Source organism: Variovorax sp. GW821-FHT09D04 (genome assembly GCF_059416405.1).
On sequence record NZ_JBWKPA010000005.1, the window covers coordinates 20,165 to 36,795 of the forward strand.

Here is a 16,631-nt window from a genome sequence, read left to right on the forward strand (position 1 = left end):
CATGACAAGGAAACTACTCACCACGCTGTGGGCCGCCGCGATGCTCGCGTTGCCGATGCAGGCTGCGCAGGCGGAGGACATCGATCTCTTCGTGGAATACAACCAGGCGGCCGGGCAGATGCCCAACGTGCTGTTCGTGCTGGACAACACGGCCAACTGGAACCAGCCTTTCGAAGCCGAACTCGACGCGCTCAAGACGGCCTTCAGGAGCCTTGACCCCAACCAGTTCAAGATCGGCCTGATGATGTTCACGGAGACCGGTGGCGGCAACTCCAACTCGGACGGTGGCTACGTGCGCGCCGCCGTGCGCACGCTGGACGGCGACACCAAGATCACGTACACCAGCATGCTCGCCAGCCTGGACAAGACCGCCGACAAGTCCAACGGCGGCAAGGCCGGCAAGACGATGGCGGAGGTCTACCGCTACCTGTCCGGCGGCGCGCCGATCGCCGGGAACAACAAGCTCAAGACCGACTATCTGGGCAATACACGCGGGACCGCCGCGTCCAACCAGATCTATGCGCTGGCGGGCAACGCGCTCAGTTCGTTCAACGGCGCCCGCTACATCCCGCCGAGTACCGAGAACTGCACCGGCACCTTCATCATCTACATCAGCAACGGCGCGGCGCAGGACAACACCAACGACATCCAGATCTCGACCGAGGCCCTGCGCGCGGCCGGTGGCGACACGACCCCCATCGTGCTGGGCGTCAGCGGCTCGCAAGACAACCCCGCCGACGAATGGGCACGCTTCCTGAGGGACAGCATGCGCGTGAAGGTCTACACCATCGAGGCCGTCCGCGCGACCGGCGGCCAAGGCCCAGGCTGGACGGCGTTGCTCCGGAGCATGGCCGACAGGTCCGACGGTGAGTACTTCGACCTGTCCGGCAGCACCAATCTCAATACTGCGCTCATCGATGCGCTCGCCAAGATCTTCAGCAAGATCCAGGCGGTCAACAGCGTCTTTTCCTCGGTGAGCCTGCCCGTGAGCGTGAACACGCAGGGCACCTACCTGAACCAGGTGTTCGTCGGCATGTTCCGCCCCGATCGCAGCGCGCGCCCGCGCTGGTACGGCAACCTCAAGCAATACAAGCTGGGACTGGACAGCGGCGGCCAACTTCTCCTGCAGGATGCCGTCGACGGCAACGCGATCAACAACAACACCGGTTTCGTGGACCCCTGCGCCCAGAGCTTCTGGACACCCGCGAAGGGGAGCGGGGGCAGTTACTGGGATTTCCTCCTGCCCGCGGACCGTCCCTCGGGCGGCTGCCTGGGTCAGAACAAGCTGTCCGACAGCCCCGACGGCGATGTGGTGGAAAAAGGTGCGCAGGGCTACATGCTGCGCAGCCTGACCGTGGCCAGCCGCAACATGAAAACCTGCGCCGCAACCGGCTGCAGCACACTCACGAACTTCTCCACCGGCAACAGCGCCATCACCAAGGGTGACCTGGGCGTCGCCGTGGATGCCGACCGCGACAAGCTGATCGATTGGGTGCGTGGCCTCGACAACAAGGGCGATGACAGGGCCCGGGCCGATGGCACGCTGGTCACCACCGGCGGCATGCGTCCCTCCGTGCACGGCGACGTGGTTCATTCACGGCCGGTCGCCATCGACTACGGAACCGCCACGGCGCCCCAGGTGGTGGTGTTCTACGGCGGCAACGACGGCGCGCTGCGAGCCATCAACGGCAACCGCAGCAGAGCCATCGGCACGGCTGCCGCAGGCGCCGAGCTGTGGTCTTTTGTTCCGCCCGAGTTCTATGGCAGCTTGAAGCGGCTGTACGACAACAACGTCCGCATCGATTTCCCCGGCATGCCCGTGCCCACCGGCACCACTGTGGCCCCCAAGGCCTACGGCATGGACGGCGCGGTGTCCGCCTACCGCCAGGGCAACACGGCCTGGCTGTTTGCCAGCATGCGCCGCGGTGGCCGGCAGATGTACGCCTTCGACGTGTCCGACCCAGCGGCGCCTTCTCTCAAATGGCGCCGCGGCTGCCCCAACCAGTCCAATGACACCGACTGCGACAGCGACTTCGAAGGCATCGGCCAGACCTGGTCGGCACCGAAGGTGCTGAAGGCCAGCGGTTACGCATCGGGCAACTCGCCGCTGCTGATCTTCGGCGGCGGCTACGACAAGTGTGAGGACGCCGACACCAACAGCGCCACCCAGGCCTGCGGCAGCGGCGTGAAGGGCAACCGGATCTATGTGCTCGACGCCGATACCGGCGCGCAACGCAAGGTGTTCACCACGGAACGCCCGGTGGTCGGCGAAGTGACGGTGGTCACCGACGCGCTCGGTGTCGCCAAGATCGCCTACGCCGCCGACCTGGGCGGCAACGTCTACCGCATCAAGATCGGCACCGCAGCACCGTCCGCCTGGGAATTCAAGAAGATCGCCTCGCTCGGCTGCGACACCGTGACCACCTGCACGCCCAACCGCAAGTTCATGTTCGGCCCCGACGTGCTGGAGGACACCGGCTCCTACGTCGTGCTGCTGGGTTCGGGCGACCGCGAGAAGCCGCTGCGCCGCTACACCTCGGCCCTCAGCGTGGCCAATCGCTTCTACATGCTGGTGGACAAGCCCACCGACGACAACTGGCTGAGCAGCGAGGCCGTCCTCACCCGCTGCGGCACCGGCACCAGCAACGAGCTGCTGTGCCATGCCTCGCTGCAGGCCATCACCACGACCGACGACCCGACGTCCGCGGACCTTGCGACCAAGAAGGGCTGGTACCTCGCCCTCGCTGCCGGAGAGCAGGTCGTGACCGGCTCGGTGACCGCCTACGGCGTCACCACCTTCAACACCCACACGCCCACCGTCCCCAACACGCTGACGTGCAAGGCCGACCTGGGCACCGCACGGGTCTACAACGTCTCCTACGTCAACGCCGCAGCCCAGAGCACCCTCGGACGCTTCCAGAACGTGGTGGGCGGCGGCCTCGCGCCCACGCCAGTCGTGGGCCGGGTCGAGCTCGACAACGGCAGCATTCGCGACGTCGTGATCGGCGCCAGTCCCAATTCCTTCCTCAGCCCCAAGGGCACCGCCCCCAAGGCCGCCTTCAAGCAGCCCAAGGGCCGGGTCTACTGGTTCATCCAGAAGTAAAGCCGTGCACCCGCGCATGCGCAACCACCACCCCAGGCAGGCCCGCACCCGGCCGCGCGGCTTCACGCTCATCGAGCTGATGGTCACGCTGGCCGTGCTGGTGGTGCTGATCGCCATTGCCGTGCCCTCGTTCGACGGCATCCGGCTGTCCACCCGCCTGAGCAGCTACAGCACCGCGCTGGTCGCCGGCAGCCAGCTGGCGCGCAGCGAGGCCATCAAGCGCAACGCGCCCGTCACCCTGTGCGCCTCGGCCAACGGCACCAGCTGCAGCACCAACGGGCAGTGGGAAGCCGGCTGGATCGTGCGCAGCGACACGCAGGTGCTGCGAGTCGAGCCCGCGGCCGCCAGCGGCTACCGGCTGCGCGAGGCCGGCGGCGCCAGCGCCGTCGTGTTCCAGGCCACCGGCCTGGGCGCCGGCCAGAGCCGCATCACCATCTGCCGCGCCACCCCGAGCGCCGACCAGTCGCGCGCCGTGAGCATCAGCGCCACCGGGCGCACCACCGTCACCCGGTCCAGCGGCGGCACCTGCGCCGCGACCTGACCCGGCCGGCCGAGGGGGTCCGCCGGACGAACGACAATAGGGCCCTGTGGCAAGCCCGGGCGCCGGTCCCGCCTCTCTTGCCTTGACGACCTTCACCAGGAACAACGCTCCCGCATTCATGGAACACCGGCTGGACTGGGCCCTTGCCGCCTGCGCTCGCATCCTCAGGCCCGTGGTCCGGCTGGCGCTGGGCATGGGCGTCAAGCACCCGCACCTCGAAGCCCTGCTGCGCGACCTGCTCATCGAGGAAGCCCAGCGCACCTGGCGCGCCCAGGGCGTGACCAAGCCCAACCTCAGCCAGATTTCGGTCACCACCGGGCTGAACCGCAAGGTCGTCACCGCCAAGGTCCGCGCCACCGTCGACCCGCTGCCCCACACCGAGCTGTCAGCGGCTGCCAAGACTTTTACGTTGTGGTTACAGATGACCACCGACGACGACTCCCTGCGCCGCCTGCCCGTCGTCACCGAGGGTGACGGGCCGTCGTTCGAGCGCGTGGCCCGCCTGGCCAGCCGGGGCAACGTGCACCACCGCACCATCCTCGACGAGCTGGTGCGCCTGCAGATGGTGGCCGAGAGCGACGGCACCGCCGAACTCACGGCCGACGGCTTCGTGCCGGTCGAAGACCTGCAGTCGATGCTCGCCTTCCTGGGCGACAACGGCCGCGACCACCTGCTGGCCGCCGTCTCCAACACCCTGGGCGAGACGCCCCGCATGCTCGAGCGCGCCGTGTACGCGCGCGGGCTCACGCTGGCCGACTGCACGGCCATCGAACGCCTCGTGCGCGAACGCTGGGCCGGCCTGCACCACGAACTGGCCCGCGAGATGACCGAAGCCGTCGACCGCGTGCCCCCCGAGGCCAAGGCCTCCGCGAAGGCGCGCATCCGCGTCGGCATCTACACGTATTACGAAGACGAAGAAGGCGCGCCCGCCCCCGGAGCGCCCCAGCACAACGAGTCCCCCCGATGAACACGCCTCCCCTCTCCTTGCGACTCGTGCGCGGCCTGCTGATGGCCGGCGCCATGGCCCTGCTTCTGTCCTGCGGGGGAGGCGGCGGTGGCGGTGGAGGTGGCGGCACGCCGGGCTTCGGCACCGCCGGCACCACGGCCACCGGTAACGGCGGTGGGGGCGGCGACGGCGGCTCGGGTGACGCCGGCTCCGGCAGCGGCACGGGCAACGGCAGCACCGGAAGCACCGGTGGCGGCGGCGACAGCACCGCCGGCAACACCAATGGCGACGGCTCGGGCGTGGGCTCCGGCGGCACGGGCGTGACTGCCGACGCCGCCGGCATCGGCGCGGCCGACGGCCTGGGCAGCGTGATCCTCAACGGCCTGCGCTACAACACCGACAGCGCCACCTTCAGCCTCGAGGACACCACCGAGCTGCAGATCGGCATGAGCGCGCGCATCGCCGGCAAGGTCGACGCCAACTTCACCAGCGGCATCGCCGCCACCGTCGTCTCGGCCGCCGAGCTGCGCGGCGCCGTGTCGGCCATCGACCTGAAGGACGGCAGCTTCACCGTGATGGGCGCCCGCGTGACCACCGACAACGCCACCGTCTGGGGCGACGCCAAGGGCGCCGCCGACCTCGTGGACACCGCCGTGGTGCAGGTCTGGGGCCTGCCCGCCGCGCCGGGCATCCTGCGCGCCACGCGCGTGCAGCTGGCGCCCACCACCACCGCCCCGCTGGTGACCGGCACCGTGCAGAACCTCGACCTCGGCGGCCAGCAGTTCACGCTCGGCCTGCTGACCATCGACTTCGGCGGCGCGGCCTTCGGCCCCGGCATCGACGCCGCGAGCCTGGCCAACGGCGCCCTCGTGCGCGTGCGCGGCACGGCGGCACCGGCCGCCGGCCGCTTCACCGCCACCCAGGTGCAGGGCTGGTACGCCATTCCCTCGGCCGACGGCATCGCGCTGCAGCTGGCGGGCGTGGTCACCGACTTCGCCGCGCTGGGCGACTTCCGCGTGCTCGGCAACAAGATCGACGCGCGCAACGCACAGATCACCGGCGGGCCCAGCGGCTCCATCGGCAACGGCGTGAAGGTCGAGGTCGACGGTTTCCTCTCGGGCCAGGTGCTCGTGGTCAAGAAACTGCGCATCCGCCACGTGCCCGGCACCGGCGGTCCGGTGTCGTTCACCGTCATCGGCGCCATCGGCGGCTACGTGTCGGCCGCCGACTTCACCGTGCGCGGCCAGCGCGTGGATGCCAGCGGCTCCGGTACCATCTTCGAAAACGGCACCGCCACCGACCTGGGCAACGGCAAGCGCGTGACCGTCGTCGGCGACCGCGTGGTCGACGGCGTGCTCATCGCCCAACGCGTGAGCTTCACGCTGCCCTGAGGTCCGGGCCCCGGCGGTCCGGCCGCGCAGTGCATGCACCCAGGGTGCACGCACCGCGCACCCCACAGGCCACGCCACCCATGGCGCGACCGGATCGATCGGAGCCATGGACACCCACACCACCTCTGCGCCCGCTCCCACCACGTCGCCCCGCTGCTGCATCGCCGGCGGCGGCCCGGCCGGCATGGTGCTGGGCCTGCTGCTTGCGCGCGCGGGCGTGCCCGTCGTCGTGCTCGAGAAACACCTCGACTTCCTGCGCGACTTCCGGGGCGACACCGTGCACCCTTCCACCCTCGAAGTGCTGCACGAACTCGGCCTGCTCGACGCCTTCCTGCAGCGCCCGCACAACCGCATCGAAGAGCTGCGCGGCACCTACGAGGGCCGCGGCGTGACCATTGCCGACTTCAGGCGGCTGCCCACGCACGCCCGTTTCCTGGTGCTCATGCCGCAGTGGGAGTTCCTGGACTTCATGTGCGACGAGGCGCGGCGCTACCCCGGCTTCGAGCTGTGGACCGACGCCGAGGCCGTCGGCCTGCTGCAGGACAAGGGCCGCGTCAACGGCGTGAAAGTGCGCGTCGGCGCCCGCAGCCCCGACAGCGGCGGCCCGAAGGACATCGAGTTGCACGCCTCCCTCATCGTGGCCGCCGACGGCCGCCACTCCACCTTGCGCGATGCGGCGGCGCTGCCGCACATCAGCTACGGCGCGCCCATCGACGTGCTGTGGATGCGCATTCCCAAGCTCCCCGGAGACCCCGAAGCCACCGGCGGCCACATCGCCGCGGGCCACCTCCTGGTGACGCTCAACCGCGGCGACTACTGGCAATGCGCTTTCGTCATCCGCAAGGGCGGCAGCGCCGAACTGCAGTCGCGCGGCATTGCCGCCTTCCATGCCGAGATCGCGCGCATCGCGCCCTTCTTCGCCACGCGCCTGCCCGAGGCCTTGCCCGACTGGGAGGCCGTGAAACTGCTCGAAGTGACCGTCGACCGGCTCGAATCATGGTCGTGCCCCGGCCTGCTGTGCATCGGCGACGCCGCGCACGCCATGTCGCCCGTGGGCGGCGTCGGCATCAACCTCGCCGTGCAGGACGCCGTGGCCGCCGCCAACCTGCTGGCCGCGTCGCTGGCCGGCAGCGCCACCGACAAGGAAATCGACAACCTGCTGCCCCAGCTGCAGCGCCGCCGCGAATGGCCCGTGCGCGTCACGCAGGCCGCGCAGCGCCTCGTGCAGGACCGCGTGCTGATGCCCGTGCTCAGCCGCAGGGCGGCTGCATCGACCGCACCCCGCCCCATGCCCTGGCCCCTGCGCCTGCTGGGGCGCTGGCCGTGGCTGCGCACCCTGCCCGCGCGCGCCGTGGGCATCGGTGTACGGCCGGAACACGTGCGGTCGCCGCGCGCGTAACGCGCGAATCGGGTTCGCCGGATCAGCCGGGCCGGCGTGCCTGCGTCGGCTGGCGCGACCAGTACACGCCATCGAGCCGGTCGAGCCGCACCTCGCCGCCCGTGGACGGCGCGTGCACGAAACGCCCGTCGCCCACATAGATGCCCGCATGCGTGGGCGACGCCGAGCCGAACAACACCAGGTCGCCCGAGCGAAGCTCCGACATCGGCACCGGCCGGCCGAAGCCCGCCATGCGCGACACCGTGCGCGGCGGCACCTGCCCCACGCTGTGGCGGTACACGTAGCCGATGAGCCCGCTGCAATCGAAGCCGCCCTCGGGCGAGTTGCCGCCATAGCGGTACGGCGTGCCGACCAGCCCCAGCGCATGGATCGTGATGCTGTTCGACTGCTCCGACGTCAACGGCGGGATGTTGCTGCTGGGCACCGACCCGCCGGGCGTGCGTGTCGGCGGCGGGCTCGCGCAGCCGATGGCCAGGAGGCAGGCGGTGACGGCGGGAATCAGTCGGAACAGGAGCCGCTGCTGCAGCAGCGACAGCGATGCGGGGGAATGAGGAGGCGTCGGCAATGGTGTGTCGAGCATGGGCGCAGGCCGGTCTTGTGGACGTGGCCCGACTCTAGCGCGAGTGGGCCGGATCGCAATGCAGAGCCCCTTGGCGGGCGACAACGCCCTCGCCCGTCCTCGTCATCAACTGAAGCCGAAGACCAGCAGCAGGTTGTTCGCAGGCATCGCGTGCCGCTCGCGCAATGCGAGGCCGACACGGCGCGCTTCTGCCACCACGTCGTCGAGCCGGCGAATGCCCCACGCGGGATTGCGCGCGCGCAGGTCTTCGTCGAATGCCAGATTGCTCGGCGCCGTGGGGCCGTGCTGCGCTTCGTCTTCGAAGTAAGGCCCGTAGGTGATCAGCACGCCGGTGCCGGCACGCAGATGCCGCGCGGCGCCGGCCATGAGCGCGGCGCAAGTGGGCCAGGGTGCGATGTGCAGCATGTTGGCGCAGTAGATGGCGTCGAACTTTTCCTCTTCTTTGCCTTCTTGAGCGAACGCGGGACCTTGCGACGGCCACTGCGGCGCCATCACGTCGAGCAGCAGCGGCGGGCGCAGATTGGGCAGCGCGGCTTGCTCGACGCGACTGGCGATCGCGGGGAGCGAGCGGGCGTCTGCGTCGGTGGGCTGCCAGGTCCATGAAGGCATGGCAGTGGCGAACCAGGCGGCGTGTTGGCCGGTGCCGGAGGCGATTTCCAAGGCGGTGCCGCGCTCATCGAGGATGCGGGTCAGGGCATCGAGGATGGGTTGCTTGTTGCGGTCGGCGGCGGGGCTGAAAGGGAGGTCGGGCATCACGAGAAGCTTCGGGCAGGTACAACTTACAGGGTATCAAAGCAAGATCGCTCAGATCCGTTTCGTAGTTCCGCAATGTCGGCAATGCAGCGATTGCCGACATCCCTCGGCCCCGCGCGAATGGGCACTATCGGCCAGAACCGGACGGTCGACCACTTCCCCAAAATCGCCAGATAACCGACGTTCGCAGGCCAGGAGAGCGGCCGTTCGCTTGTGACACGGCAAGGCCTAGGGCAGGAAGCGCTCCACCGCGTCGACTTCGCCGGCAGGGTTGGAGAACCCGCCGACAACCAGGACGGAGCCATCGCTGAGCAAGACCGCGGAGGCGGCACTGCGCCCGGTGGACATCGAACTCGCCGACGTCCAGACGTCGAAGTCGGGGTTGTAGATTTCTGCGGTGGCCAGGCGAACGCCGCCACTGCCAGTACCGCCCGCGAGCAACACGCGGCCATCGGCCAGCGTCGTCATCGTCGGAAGGGAGCGCGTGCTGGAAAAAACGCTCGCCGTCCAGCCCGACGTGGCGACGTCGAAGCGCATCGCGGTGCTGCTGCCATCGCCCATCGCAAGCACGTCGCCGTCCGCCAGCAGCACGGAGGTGTATACGTTGGCGGCGGGCACGGTGCCAGCAACAGGCGTGGTGGCACCGTTGTCGTTGACAGGGAACCGTTCGGCGGAGGTCACGAACCCGTTTCGGTTGACGCCGCCGATCACCAGCACTTCATTGCCGCCCGGCAGCAGCTGCGCGGCATGCTGAGCGCGTGGGGACGACAACGGCGTGGCCATGGAGGTCCAGGTGTTGAAAGCCGGGTCATACAGCTCGGCCGTCTGCGAAAAGGTCAAACTGGGAATCCGGCTGTAGCCACCGATGACAAGGACCTTGCCATTGGGCAGCAGTGTGCTTGTGGCCCGCGTGCGCGCCTCGGCCATGCTCGCGGCGAGCTGCCAGGTATCGGCGACCGGGTCGTAGATTTCGGCGGCCGCAACGGGGGAGATGCCCGCACCGTCGCCGCCGGCGACCAGCACGCGTCCGTCGGGCAGCACGGTCGCCGATCCGTCGGAGCGAGGCGTCAACATGGGCGCGGCCGCGGTCCAGCTGTTGCCCGCCGGGTCGTAGACGAGGACCGACGCGGTCACGCCGGAGGCCGTGAACCCGCCGATGACCAGCGCTTTGCCGCTTTGCAGGCGCACGACCGGCGCGTAGTGACGTCCGGTCGGCAGAACCGCTTGCGAAACCCAGCTGCCACTTCCGGTGACCGCAATCCGCACCTGCGCCTGCGCCGAGCCCGCGCTGTTGCTGGCCGTGACCGTGTATGTCGTCAGCGGTTGGATGGCCGCCGGCGTGCCGGTGATCGCACCGGTCAGCGCGTTGAGGCTCAGGCCGCCGGGCAGCGCCGGCATCACCGAGAACGCCGAGGGCGTGCCGCCGATCACCAGCGCTGTGTTGGGAACGATGACTTGCGCCGTGGCGTAGAGCGCGCGCGGCGTGGCATACGCCACGCTGGCAGGCGCCGCCAGCGGCGCCTGGACTGCCAGCTGCAACGTGACCTCGGCCGATCCGGCCGCGTTGGTGCCGGTGACGGTGTAGGCCGCGTCCGCCGCGGCGGCGGTGGGTGTTCCGCTGATCACGCCGGTCTGCGGGTCGAGCAGCAGCCCCGCGGGCAAGGCCGGCGCGATGCTGTAGCCGGTGATCGGACCGCCGCTGCTGGCGGGCGCGTTGGCCGCGATGGCCTGGCCCACGGTGTAGATCGCGGCGCTTTCACGGTAGGTCAGCCCGGACGGCGCGGCAGGCGTGCTGCGCACCTCGATCTGCACGCGGGCCGTCGCGCTGCCGCCCGCGTTCTCGGCGGTCACCACGTACACGGCGGATGCGGCAACGGCGGTGGGCGCTCCGCTGATGACGCCCGTGCCCGCGTCGAGCGCCAGGCCCGCCGGCAACGGCGGCGCCACGGCATAGCGCTCGACGGCGCCGCCGCTGGCGGTGGGCCGATTCGGCACGATGGCCTGCCCGACCTCGTAGACCGCGGAGGTCATGGCATAGCTCAAGCCCGCGGGCGGCTGCGTGAGGTTGAGCCCGAAGCCGACGAAGCTCGCGCCGCCCGAGCCGCCGCCGCAGCCGGACAAGGCCACGAGGCAGCCCAGCCACAGGGCCATTAGCCAAAGCCAAACGGATTGAGCGCGGAGCAATCGCGCCCTTGCAGTAATGCTCCCCATGATCACCCTGGTTACATTTTGTAAGGCGGCGATCCTATGCAACTCGCTACCGAGGGGCAATACCCGAAAACAGGTAGATGGCCGGCATCTTGAGGTCTGCTTTCGAGAAGACGCTACGTCAGCAGCCGCTGCACAGCCGCCTGCGTCCCCAACAAGCGCCGGTGTTCCTCATCCGAGTCAGTTAAAGGAAGAGTCGCGTGCGGGTGGTGAAGCCTGGCTGGCGCCGACGTCCACACGGCGACCAGAGCGTGCGTGCTCGCGTCAGCGGGCCATGCGGGACACTCGGCGACAGCAAACTCAGCGTCGCCCTAGAACATTGCGCCTCTCGCCGTGACAGGCCACACGTGGCTGACATGGGAACCGCGGAAAGCAACGATCCAGTCGTGGAGATTGACTGTTGGATCGCAATGGCCTGGAATCAGACGAACCTTCTCCCCGATTCGTGGCAGCTGCCGCGACTCCCCAGGTTCAATCACAGCATGCTCATCAGAGACTGATCGCACAGTCGAATCGCAGTCGACCATCTTGGGTACGCCACGATCCATGGCAAATGCCTTCAACCCACCATCCAGTACCGCGTGGTGGCTCTGCGCACTAATGACGGAGCACATCACGAAGAGTGCGTGGCGCAGGACGTCATCGTTTTCTCCTTGGATATTCTCAGCGTAGTCAGCATCCATGAGCACATAGGACCCCGGTTGGACTTCCGTGTAGAGACCCGAAGCTGCTTCCAAGGCGTACGTCCCGGTTCCACCGCCGGTGATGGTCGGGCATTCCAGGCCCTCCCGGCTCAAGGCTTCGACAACGTCTCGCAGCATTGCCACGGCCTGATCCACCGCGGCCTCACGCTCCTCATATGTCCGCAAATGTTGAGCTGAGCCCCTGAAAGCATGAAGACCGGCAAATGAGAGCTGCGGAGAGTGCCGTGTGATGAGCTTCGCCAGCTCGACGACTGCATTGACCGACGAAACGCCGCATCGACCGTGCCCGATATCAACCTCCACCAGAACGCCAATTCTTGATGCGGCGTCCCGAGTCGCTTCTGCCAACTGATCGATCTGGACTTGATGATCCACACAGACAGACAGCGCACATCGCCTCGCCAGTTGTGCGGCGCGCCTGGTTTTGATGGCCCCCACAATCTGATTGGTCACCAATACGTCTGCGACTCCGCCTGCCACAAATGCCTCAGCTTCGCTGATCTTTTGGCAGCAGATTCCAATCGCGCCGGACGCGATCTGCAATCTCGCGATATCGGCACTCTTGTGGGCCTTCCCATGCGGGCGGACGCGAAGACCCGCCGCGTGCAGCCGTTCATGAACCTTGTTCATGTTGAACTCGAGCGCATCAAGATCAAGAATCAACGCCGGGGTGTCGACTTCTGCAATCGGCATCCCTGGTACTGCCGGCGGGATATTCCACGGCCTGTCCGCATCCGCGATCACGTTGTCGATGAAGAATGAAGTCTGTTGTTTCATTGATGCCTTGACTTTGTACCGAGATGGCATCCGAAGCTCACTGGCCACGACGCAACACCTGGCCTGCATGCCAGTCCACGACCTCGCCACCCACTACGGCCATGCGTCCGTTGACCATGACATGGGAAATTCCCTTGGGGGCTTGTTTGGGCGTGTCGAACGTGGCCATGTCGGCAATCTGCTCCGCGTCGAAAACGGTCAGGTCCGCAGCGAAGCCCGTTGCCACCCTTCCTCGGCCGACGAGCCCGAATCGTTCCGCTGGCAACCCGGTCATCTTGTGAAGTGCCGCCTCCAGCGGAAACAAGCGCAAGTCTCGTGAATAGTGGCCCAAGACCCGCGGAAACGTGCCCCACATGCGTGGATGCGGAACCTCTTGAAAAGGCACCCCATCGGAGCCGATCATCGCGTTCGGCGAAGCAAGGATTCGCTGCACGTCATCTTCCGACAGTGCAAAGTAGACCGCACCTCCGGGTTCCAGGCGGCGCATCGCCTCCTCTTGATCGACTCCCATTTCCTCAGCGATGTCCTTGAGGTCTCGGCCAGCGTGCTCAGGGTGAGTCTTCGACCAGGTAATCTGAATGCGCGACGAATCCTTGATGCGAGAAGGAAGCAAGGTAGACGATGAAGCCGTATAGGGATAGCAGTCGAAGCAAACGGGCGACAGGCGCGCCTGCTTTTTGAGCATGGCAAGCGTATGCGTCGATCGACCGTGATTTTCCTTTCCAAACAGTTTGTGGTGCGAGACGACCAACGGAACGTGGAGCGTGCTGCTGACAGCAAAGGCTTCATGCAAAGCGGGTTCGATCTGGTCCGCCTCATTTCGAACATGCATCGCAATCAGTCCGCCCCTGTCGGAAAGGGGGCGGCCCACAGCGATGAGTTCATCTGTGGTTGTGGCTTGCGCCGGTCCATAGAAAACGCCGGTGGACATTCCCAGTGCGCCGGCGTCCAGGGCTTCATGCAAGTCCAATTGCATGGCAGAGATTTCTGATTCGTTCGCCGGCCTTTGCAGATCAGCCATGTGCCGAAATCGCAAGGTGGAGTGCCCAACCAGGAACGCGCCGTTGATGGCAGGTCGCGACAAGCTCACCGCATCGAGATACTCGGCAAAGGTCCTGAAGTGAACGCCGTCACGACTGAGCTGATCAAGAGGCGTTGGAGGGCGTTCACCAGGTCTCAATGCCATTGGGGCCAGAGAACAACCGCAGTTGCCGTTGATGATGGTGGTAACGCCCTGCGCTAGTTTCGGATAGATTTCCGAGCGATCGAAGATTGCGGCATCGTCATGCGCATGGGTGTCAATGAAGCCTGGCGCGATAACCTGTCCACTTGCATCGATGACCTGTTTGGCGCTTGCCTTGCTCAGGTCTCCGATTTCCGCGATCAACTCTGCGACGACACCGACATCCGCACGGTATCGCGGTGCGCCTGTGCCGTCAATGACGGTCGCGTCCTTGAAAATGTAGTCGAACGTCATATCAGTCCATTTTTGCGTTGGAAAATTTCACGATCTCGGCCCAAATCGGCCGCTCTTTTCGCGCCAGAGTAAATAGGCGTTCGGGCTCGCCCGTCGACGTCTCGGTTCCCAGTTCCGAAAGACGCTTTTTCACCACTGGATCGTCGAGTGATTGATTGAGTGCCCTATTGAGCGTCGCGATGATGTCTGGCGAAGTGCCCGCCGGTGCGACCAGACCACCCCATGCAACCATCTCATAGCTAGGCAGACCAGCCTCCATCACTGTTGGGACCGCTGGCAGCAGTGGCGATCTTTCTTTGGAAGTGACCGCGAGTGCACGCAGCTGGCCTGATTGGATCTGGGGAAGAACCATCGAAATGTTCTCGAACATCAGGTCGACCATTCCACCCACCAAGTCCTGAACCGCCGCTGCGCTTCCTCGGTAGGGCACATGCAACATACTGATCCCAGCCTTCGCCTTGAAGAGCTCTCCGCTCAGATGCCCCGTTCCTCCATTGCCCGATGACCCCATCGACAGCTTGCCTGGGTTCTTTTTTGCATAGTTAAGCAGGTCGTCAATGGAGCGAAATGAGCTACGGGATCTCACGACAAGAGCGTTGGACACGAAGCCAATGAGTCCAATCGGAGCTAGCTGTCGCTCTGCGTCGTAGGGCAGCTTGGAGTAAAGGGACTGATTGATCGCCAGCGTAGTGGCGTTGGCGAATCCAATGGTGTATCCGTCGGGTGCTGCACGTGCAACCTCGCCGATGCCGATCGCTCCAGCTGCGCCAGGTTTGTTATCCACGAAAAGTGGCTGTCCGAGTCGACGTGCCATTTCGGGGACCACGACACGAATGAGGAGGTCTGGTGGCCCTCCCGCTCCAGAATGCACCACGACGCGGACAGGTTTTGCAGGATATGGTGCGCCCTCCGCATGGACCGAGCCTGCTGTTGCGGCAGCAAGCAGAACGAGCGCTGCCAATGCCGTGGGAAATCGCTTCGTGTGGGGGAGTGCCATGCTCGTAGTCCTTGATTGGTATCTGTAGTCGGATGGATCGTGAAAATGCTCTTCATCAATCATTTCGGCGAAGACCTGCTCGATGAAGCAGCAAACCGGGGTGATTGCCGCAGACCAGGGAGCTTTTGCCGGTTCCGGCGATGGGCGCGGCATCGGAGTGATTTCGGATCGGGACCATGGCCCGCATCTTGTACAGGCCAACGGATGGGCGCGATCCGATTTCTGCGCCTTCCAACAGACCACCCGCCGGATACGGAACGAGCAGCTTCGCTGGCTTGGAGACACATCCTGCTGTGGCTGCATGTCCGGCCAGGACAGCGTCGCAAAAGAACGCGACACGCGACTTCTTGATCTGGGACGAATTCACGGCGAACGGCTCCTGGGCTTGAACAGTGCGGCGAATGGTAGGTTCGGGCATCCGCTGCGACAATGTTCAATCTCGCCATTTGCTGTGCTGATCCAGCCAACCAGATTTTTATGGTTCATTTCGATCTTGTGCTCGCCGAAGGCGGCGCTCCCGGCGCGCTGTGGGTGGTGATCGACGTCCTTCGAGAACTCAATGCACTTGCGCGCACGCGCGCCCCCCGCAGCCGCGAGCCGGTCGTGGCGTGGCGCCTGGTCGATGCGCGGGGCCGTACGCACAAATGGCATGCGCAGGCGTGCATCGACGACGAGGAGCGCCTGTACGCTCGCAAGCCCCGGCCAGGACCACGCGTGATGCTTCTCCCGCCGCTCGAGATGCGCTCAATGCCGGCGCTGCGACGGTTGGTGTCCCGCAACGCGGGCTTGGTCGAGAAGGTTCGCGAGCGCCTCGACGCGGGCCATCTCATCGGCGCTTGCGGCACCAGCATTTGGCTCCTCGCGCAGTCGGGGCGGCTCCTGCTCGCGCCCATCCAGTGGCTCTACCAGTCGGGCTTCGAGGTCCAGTTTCCGAACGTGAGGATCGAGGCGCGTGAGCCGATCGTGGTGCAGCACGGAATGGTTTGCGCGGCAGCCCCTTCATTGACGCATGCGCTGGTGCTTCACCTGACCACCTACGCCGGGCTGGCCGATCTGGCGCATGCCTGCGCAGAAAAGGTTCTGCTCAACGCCGAGCGCCAGGCGCTGTCGGCCAGCATGACAAGCAAGGAAGTGCTAGGACAGTCACGAGACACGCCGCTCTATCGCGCGCAGACCTGGATCCAGGCCAACGCGGGGCGCGCATTGACGCTGGCAGAAGTGGCAGCGGCGGCCTCGGTCAGTGAGCGGACCCTTTCCCGGATATTCCGCCAGCATCTCGGCAAGACGCCTCTGAAGTACCTGCAGGAGCTGCGCGTGCAGCGCGCCGAGATGTGGCTCGAAGGCACCTGGCGTTCGGTCGAGGAGATCGCTCATGAGTGCGGCTATTCGGACACCAGTGCCTTCTGCCGGATGTTTGCGCGCGCGACAGGCATCAGCCCGCGTAGCTACCGGGAACGCTACACCTTCAGGGGGCCGCGCGCGCATTGGAAATTGAACGAAGCAGGCCAGTCTCAAGCTTGAGCTGCCTCCATGAGGGACGAGCTCGACCCCGGGCCTCGACCGGTATGTGCTGCCCGCCGACTTTGAAGGTGCTAGCGAACTGGACGGTGTAATGAAAGTCGGCTATTGGCCGATAGTGCCCCTCTGGCCAGCCGCATCGAACGGCAGCAACCAGTCTGAAGCAGCCGCCCAACGCGTGCGACGCTCCGTATTTCGGCCTGTTGGACCATGCCCTGTCCCATCAGGGCACCGCTG

At 66.3% G+C, this 16,631-nt stretch carries 13 protein-coding genes; 6 read left to right on the forward strand and 7 right to left on the reverse strand.

The annotated features are described in order from the left end of the window. Window position 1 precedes the first annotated feature (1 nt). The 5 genes from AC07O4_RS16730 to AC07O4_RS16750 all read left to right on the forward strand — a co-directional run bounded on the left by AC07O4_RS16730 (window position 2) and on the right by AC07O4_RS16750 (window position 7,380). Window positions 2-3,103 carry a pilus assembly protein gene (locus AC07O4_RS16730; RefSeq protein ID WP_495305159.1) on the forward strand — a complete coding sequence of 1,034 codons (3,102 nt, stop codon included), beginning with the start codon at window positions 2-4 and terminating at the stop codon, window positions 3,101-3,103. 4 nt (window positions 3,104-3,107) lie between these two features. Then, window positions 3,108-3,644 carry a GspH/FimT family pseudopilin gene (locus AC07O4_RS16735; protein WP_495305160.1) on the forward strand — a complete coding sequence of 179 codons (537 nt, stop codon included), beginning with the start codon at window positions 3,108-3,110 and terminating at the stop codon, window positions 3,642-3,644. A 118-nt stretch (window positions 3,645-3,762) separates the two neighbouring features. Then, window positions 3,763-4,611, forward strand: coding sequence for a DUF6502 family protein (locus AC07O4_RS16740; protein ID WP_495305161.1), 849 nt, complete (start codon window positions 3,763-3,765; stop codon window positions 4,609-4,611). Next, a complete protein-coding gene (locus AC07O4_RS16745) occupies window positions 4,608-5,981 on the forward strand; it encodes a DUF5666 domain-containing protein (protein ID WP_495305162.1) in 1,374 nt (457 codons plus the stop codon). Before AC07O4_RS16740 ends, AC07O4_RS16745 begins: the two co-directional genes overlap by 4 nt. A gap of 106 nt (window positions 5,982-6,087) precedes the next feature. Then, the gene (locus AC07O4_RS16750; RefSeq protein WP_495305163.1) at window positions 6,088-7,380 is read left to right on the forward strand and encodes an FAD-dependent oxidoreductase; all 1,293 of its coding nucleotides are present in this window, start codon (window positions 6,088-6,090) and stop codon (window positions 7,378-7,380) included. A 22-nt stretch (window positions 7,381-7,402) separates the two neighbouring features. Here AC07O4_RS16750 and AC07O4_RS16755 read toward each other — a convergent pair whose 3' ends face one another. From AC07O4_RS16755 to AC07O4_RS16785, 7 genes are all read right to left on the reverse strand, one after another. Beyond that, window positions 7,403-7,960: a C40 family peptidase gene (locus AC07O4_RS16755; protein ID WP_062472146.1), complete on the reverse strand. Its 558-nt coding sequence runs from the start codon at window positions 7,958-7,960 to the stop codon at window positions 7,403-7,405. 105 nt (window positions 7,961-8,065) lie between these two features. Continuing rightward, on the reverse strand, window positions 8,066-8,713 hold the full coding sequence (locus tag AC07O4_RS16760) for a DUF938 domain-containing protein (RefSeq protein ID WP_495305164.1): 648 nt from the start codon (window positions 8,711-8,713) through the stop codon (window positions 8,066-8,068). 228 nt (window positions 8,714-8,941) lie between these two features. After that, entirely contained in the window at window positions 8,942-10,864 is a 1,923-nt protein-coding gene (locus tag AC07O4_RS16765; protein ID WP_369632475.1) for a putative Ig domain-containing protein, read from the reverse strand. 368 nt (window positions 10,865-11,232) lie between these two features. Further along, on the reverse strand, window positions 11,233-12,402 hold the full coding sequence (locus tag AC07O4_RS16770) for a DSD1 family PLP-dependent enzyme (RefSeq protein WP_369632474.1): 1,170 nt from the start codon (window positions 12,400-12,402) through the stop codon (window positions 11,233-11,235). Window positions 12,403-12,439: 37 nt separating this feature from the next. Continuing rightward, complete coding sequence (locus tag AC07O4_RS16775) at window positions 12,440-13,879, reverse strand: N-acyl-D-amino-acid deacylase family protein (RefSeq protein ID WP_369632473.1); 1,440 nt, start codon at window positions 13,877-13,879, stop codon at window positions 12,440-12,442. Window position 13,880: 1 nt separating this feature from the next. Beyond that, on the reverse strand, window positions 13,881-14,876 hold the full coding sequence (locus AC07O4_RS16780) for a Bug family tripartite tricarboxylate transporter substrate binding protein (RefSeq protein ID WP_495267538.1): 996 nt from the start codon (window positions 14,874-14,876) through the stop codon (window positions 13,881-13,883). A gap of 55 nt (window positions 14,877-14,931) precedes the next feature. Then, a complete protein-coding gene (locus tag AC07O4_RS16785) occupies window positions 14,932-15,243 on the reverse strand; it encodes a hypothetical protein (RefSeq protein WP_369632471.1) in 312 nt (103 codons plus the stop codon). A 62-nt stretch (window positions 15,244-15,305) separates the two neighbouring features. Between AC07O4_RS16785 and AC07O4_RS16790 the strand changes: the two genes are divergently transcribed. Continuing rightward, window positions 15,306-16,397, forward strand: coding sequence for a helix-turn-helix domain-containing protein (locus AC07O4_RS16790; RefSeq protein WP_369632470.1), 1,092 nt, complete (start codon window positions 15,306-15,308; stop codon window positions 16,395-16,397). The last annotated feature ends 234 nt before the right edge of the window (window positions 16,398-16,631 follow it).

Excerpts from the sequence above, each read along its gene's own strand:
- AC07O4_RS16740 (WP_495305161.1), top strand. The coding sequence starts at position 3,763 with ATGGAACACCGGCTGGACTGGGCCCTTGCCGCCTGCGCTCGCATCCTC.
- AC07O4_RS16790 (WP_369632470.1), top strand. The coding sequence starts at position 15,306 with ATGTTCAATCTCGCCATTTGCTGTGCTGATCCAGCCAACCAGATTTTT.
- AC07O4_RS16765 (WP_369632475.1), bottom strand. The coding sequence starts at position 10,864 with ATGGCCCTGTGGCTGGGCTGCCTCGTGGCCTTGTCCGGCTGCGGCGGC.
- AC07O4_RS16780 (WP_495267538.1), bottom strand. The coding sequence starts at position 14,876 with ATGGCACTCCCCCACACGAAGCGATTTCCCACGGCATTGGCAGCGCTC.
- AC07O4_RS16775 (WP_369632473.1), bottom strand. The coding sequence starts at position 13,879 with ATGACGTTCGACTACATTTTCAAGGACGCGACCGTCATTGACGGCACA.
- AC07O4_RS16745 (WP_495305162.1), top strand. The coding sequence starts at position 4,608 with ATGAACACGCCTCCCCTCTCCTTGCGACTCGTGCGCGGCCTGCTGATG.
- AC07O4_RS16770 (WP_369632474.1), bottom strand. The coding sequence starts at position 12,402 with ATGAAACAACAGACTTCATTCTTCATCGACAACGTGATCGCGGATGCG.
- AC07O4_RS16760 (WP_495305164.1), bottom strand. The coding sequence starts at position 8,713 with ATGCCCGACCTCCCTTTCAGCCCCGCCGCCGACCGCAACAAGCAACCC.
- AC07O4_RS16730 (WP_495305159.1), top strand. The coding sequence starts at position 2 with ATGACAAGGAAACTACTCACCACGCTGTGGGCCGCCGCGATGCTCGCG.
- AC07O4_RS16755 (WP_062472146.1), bottom strand. The coding sequence starts at position 7,960 with ATGCTCGACACACCATTGCCGACGCCTCCTCATTCCCCCGCATCGCTG.
- AC07O4_RS16750 (WP_495305163.1), top strand. The coding sequence starts at position 6,088 with ATGGACACCCACACCACCTCTGCGCCCGCTCCCACCACGTCGCCCCGC.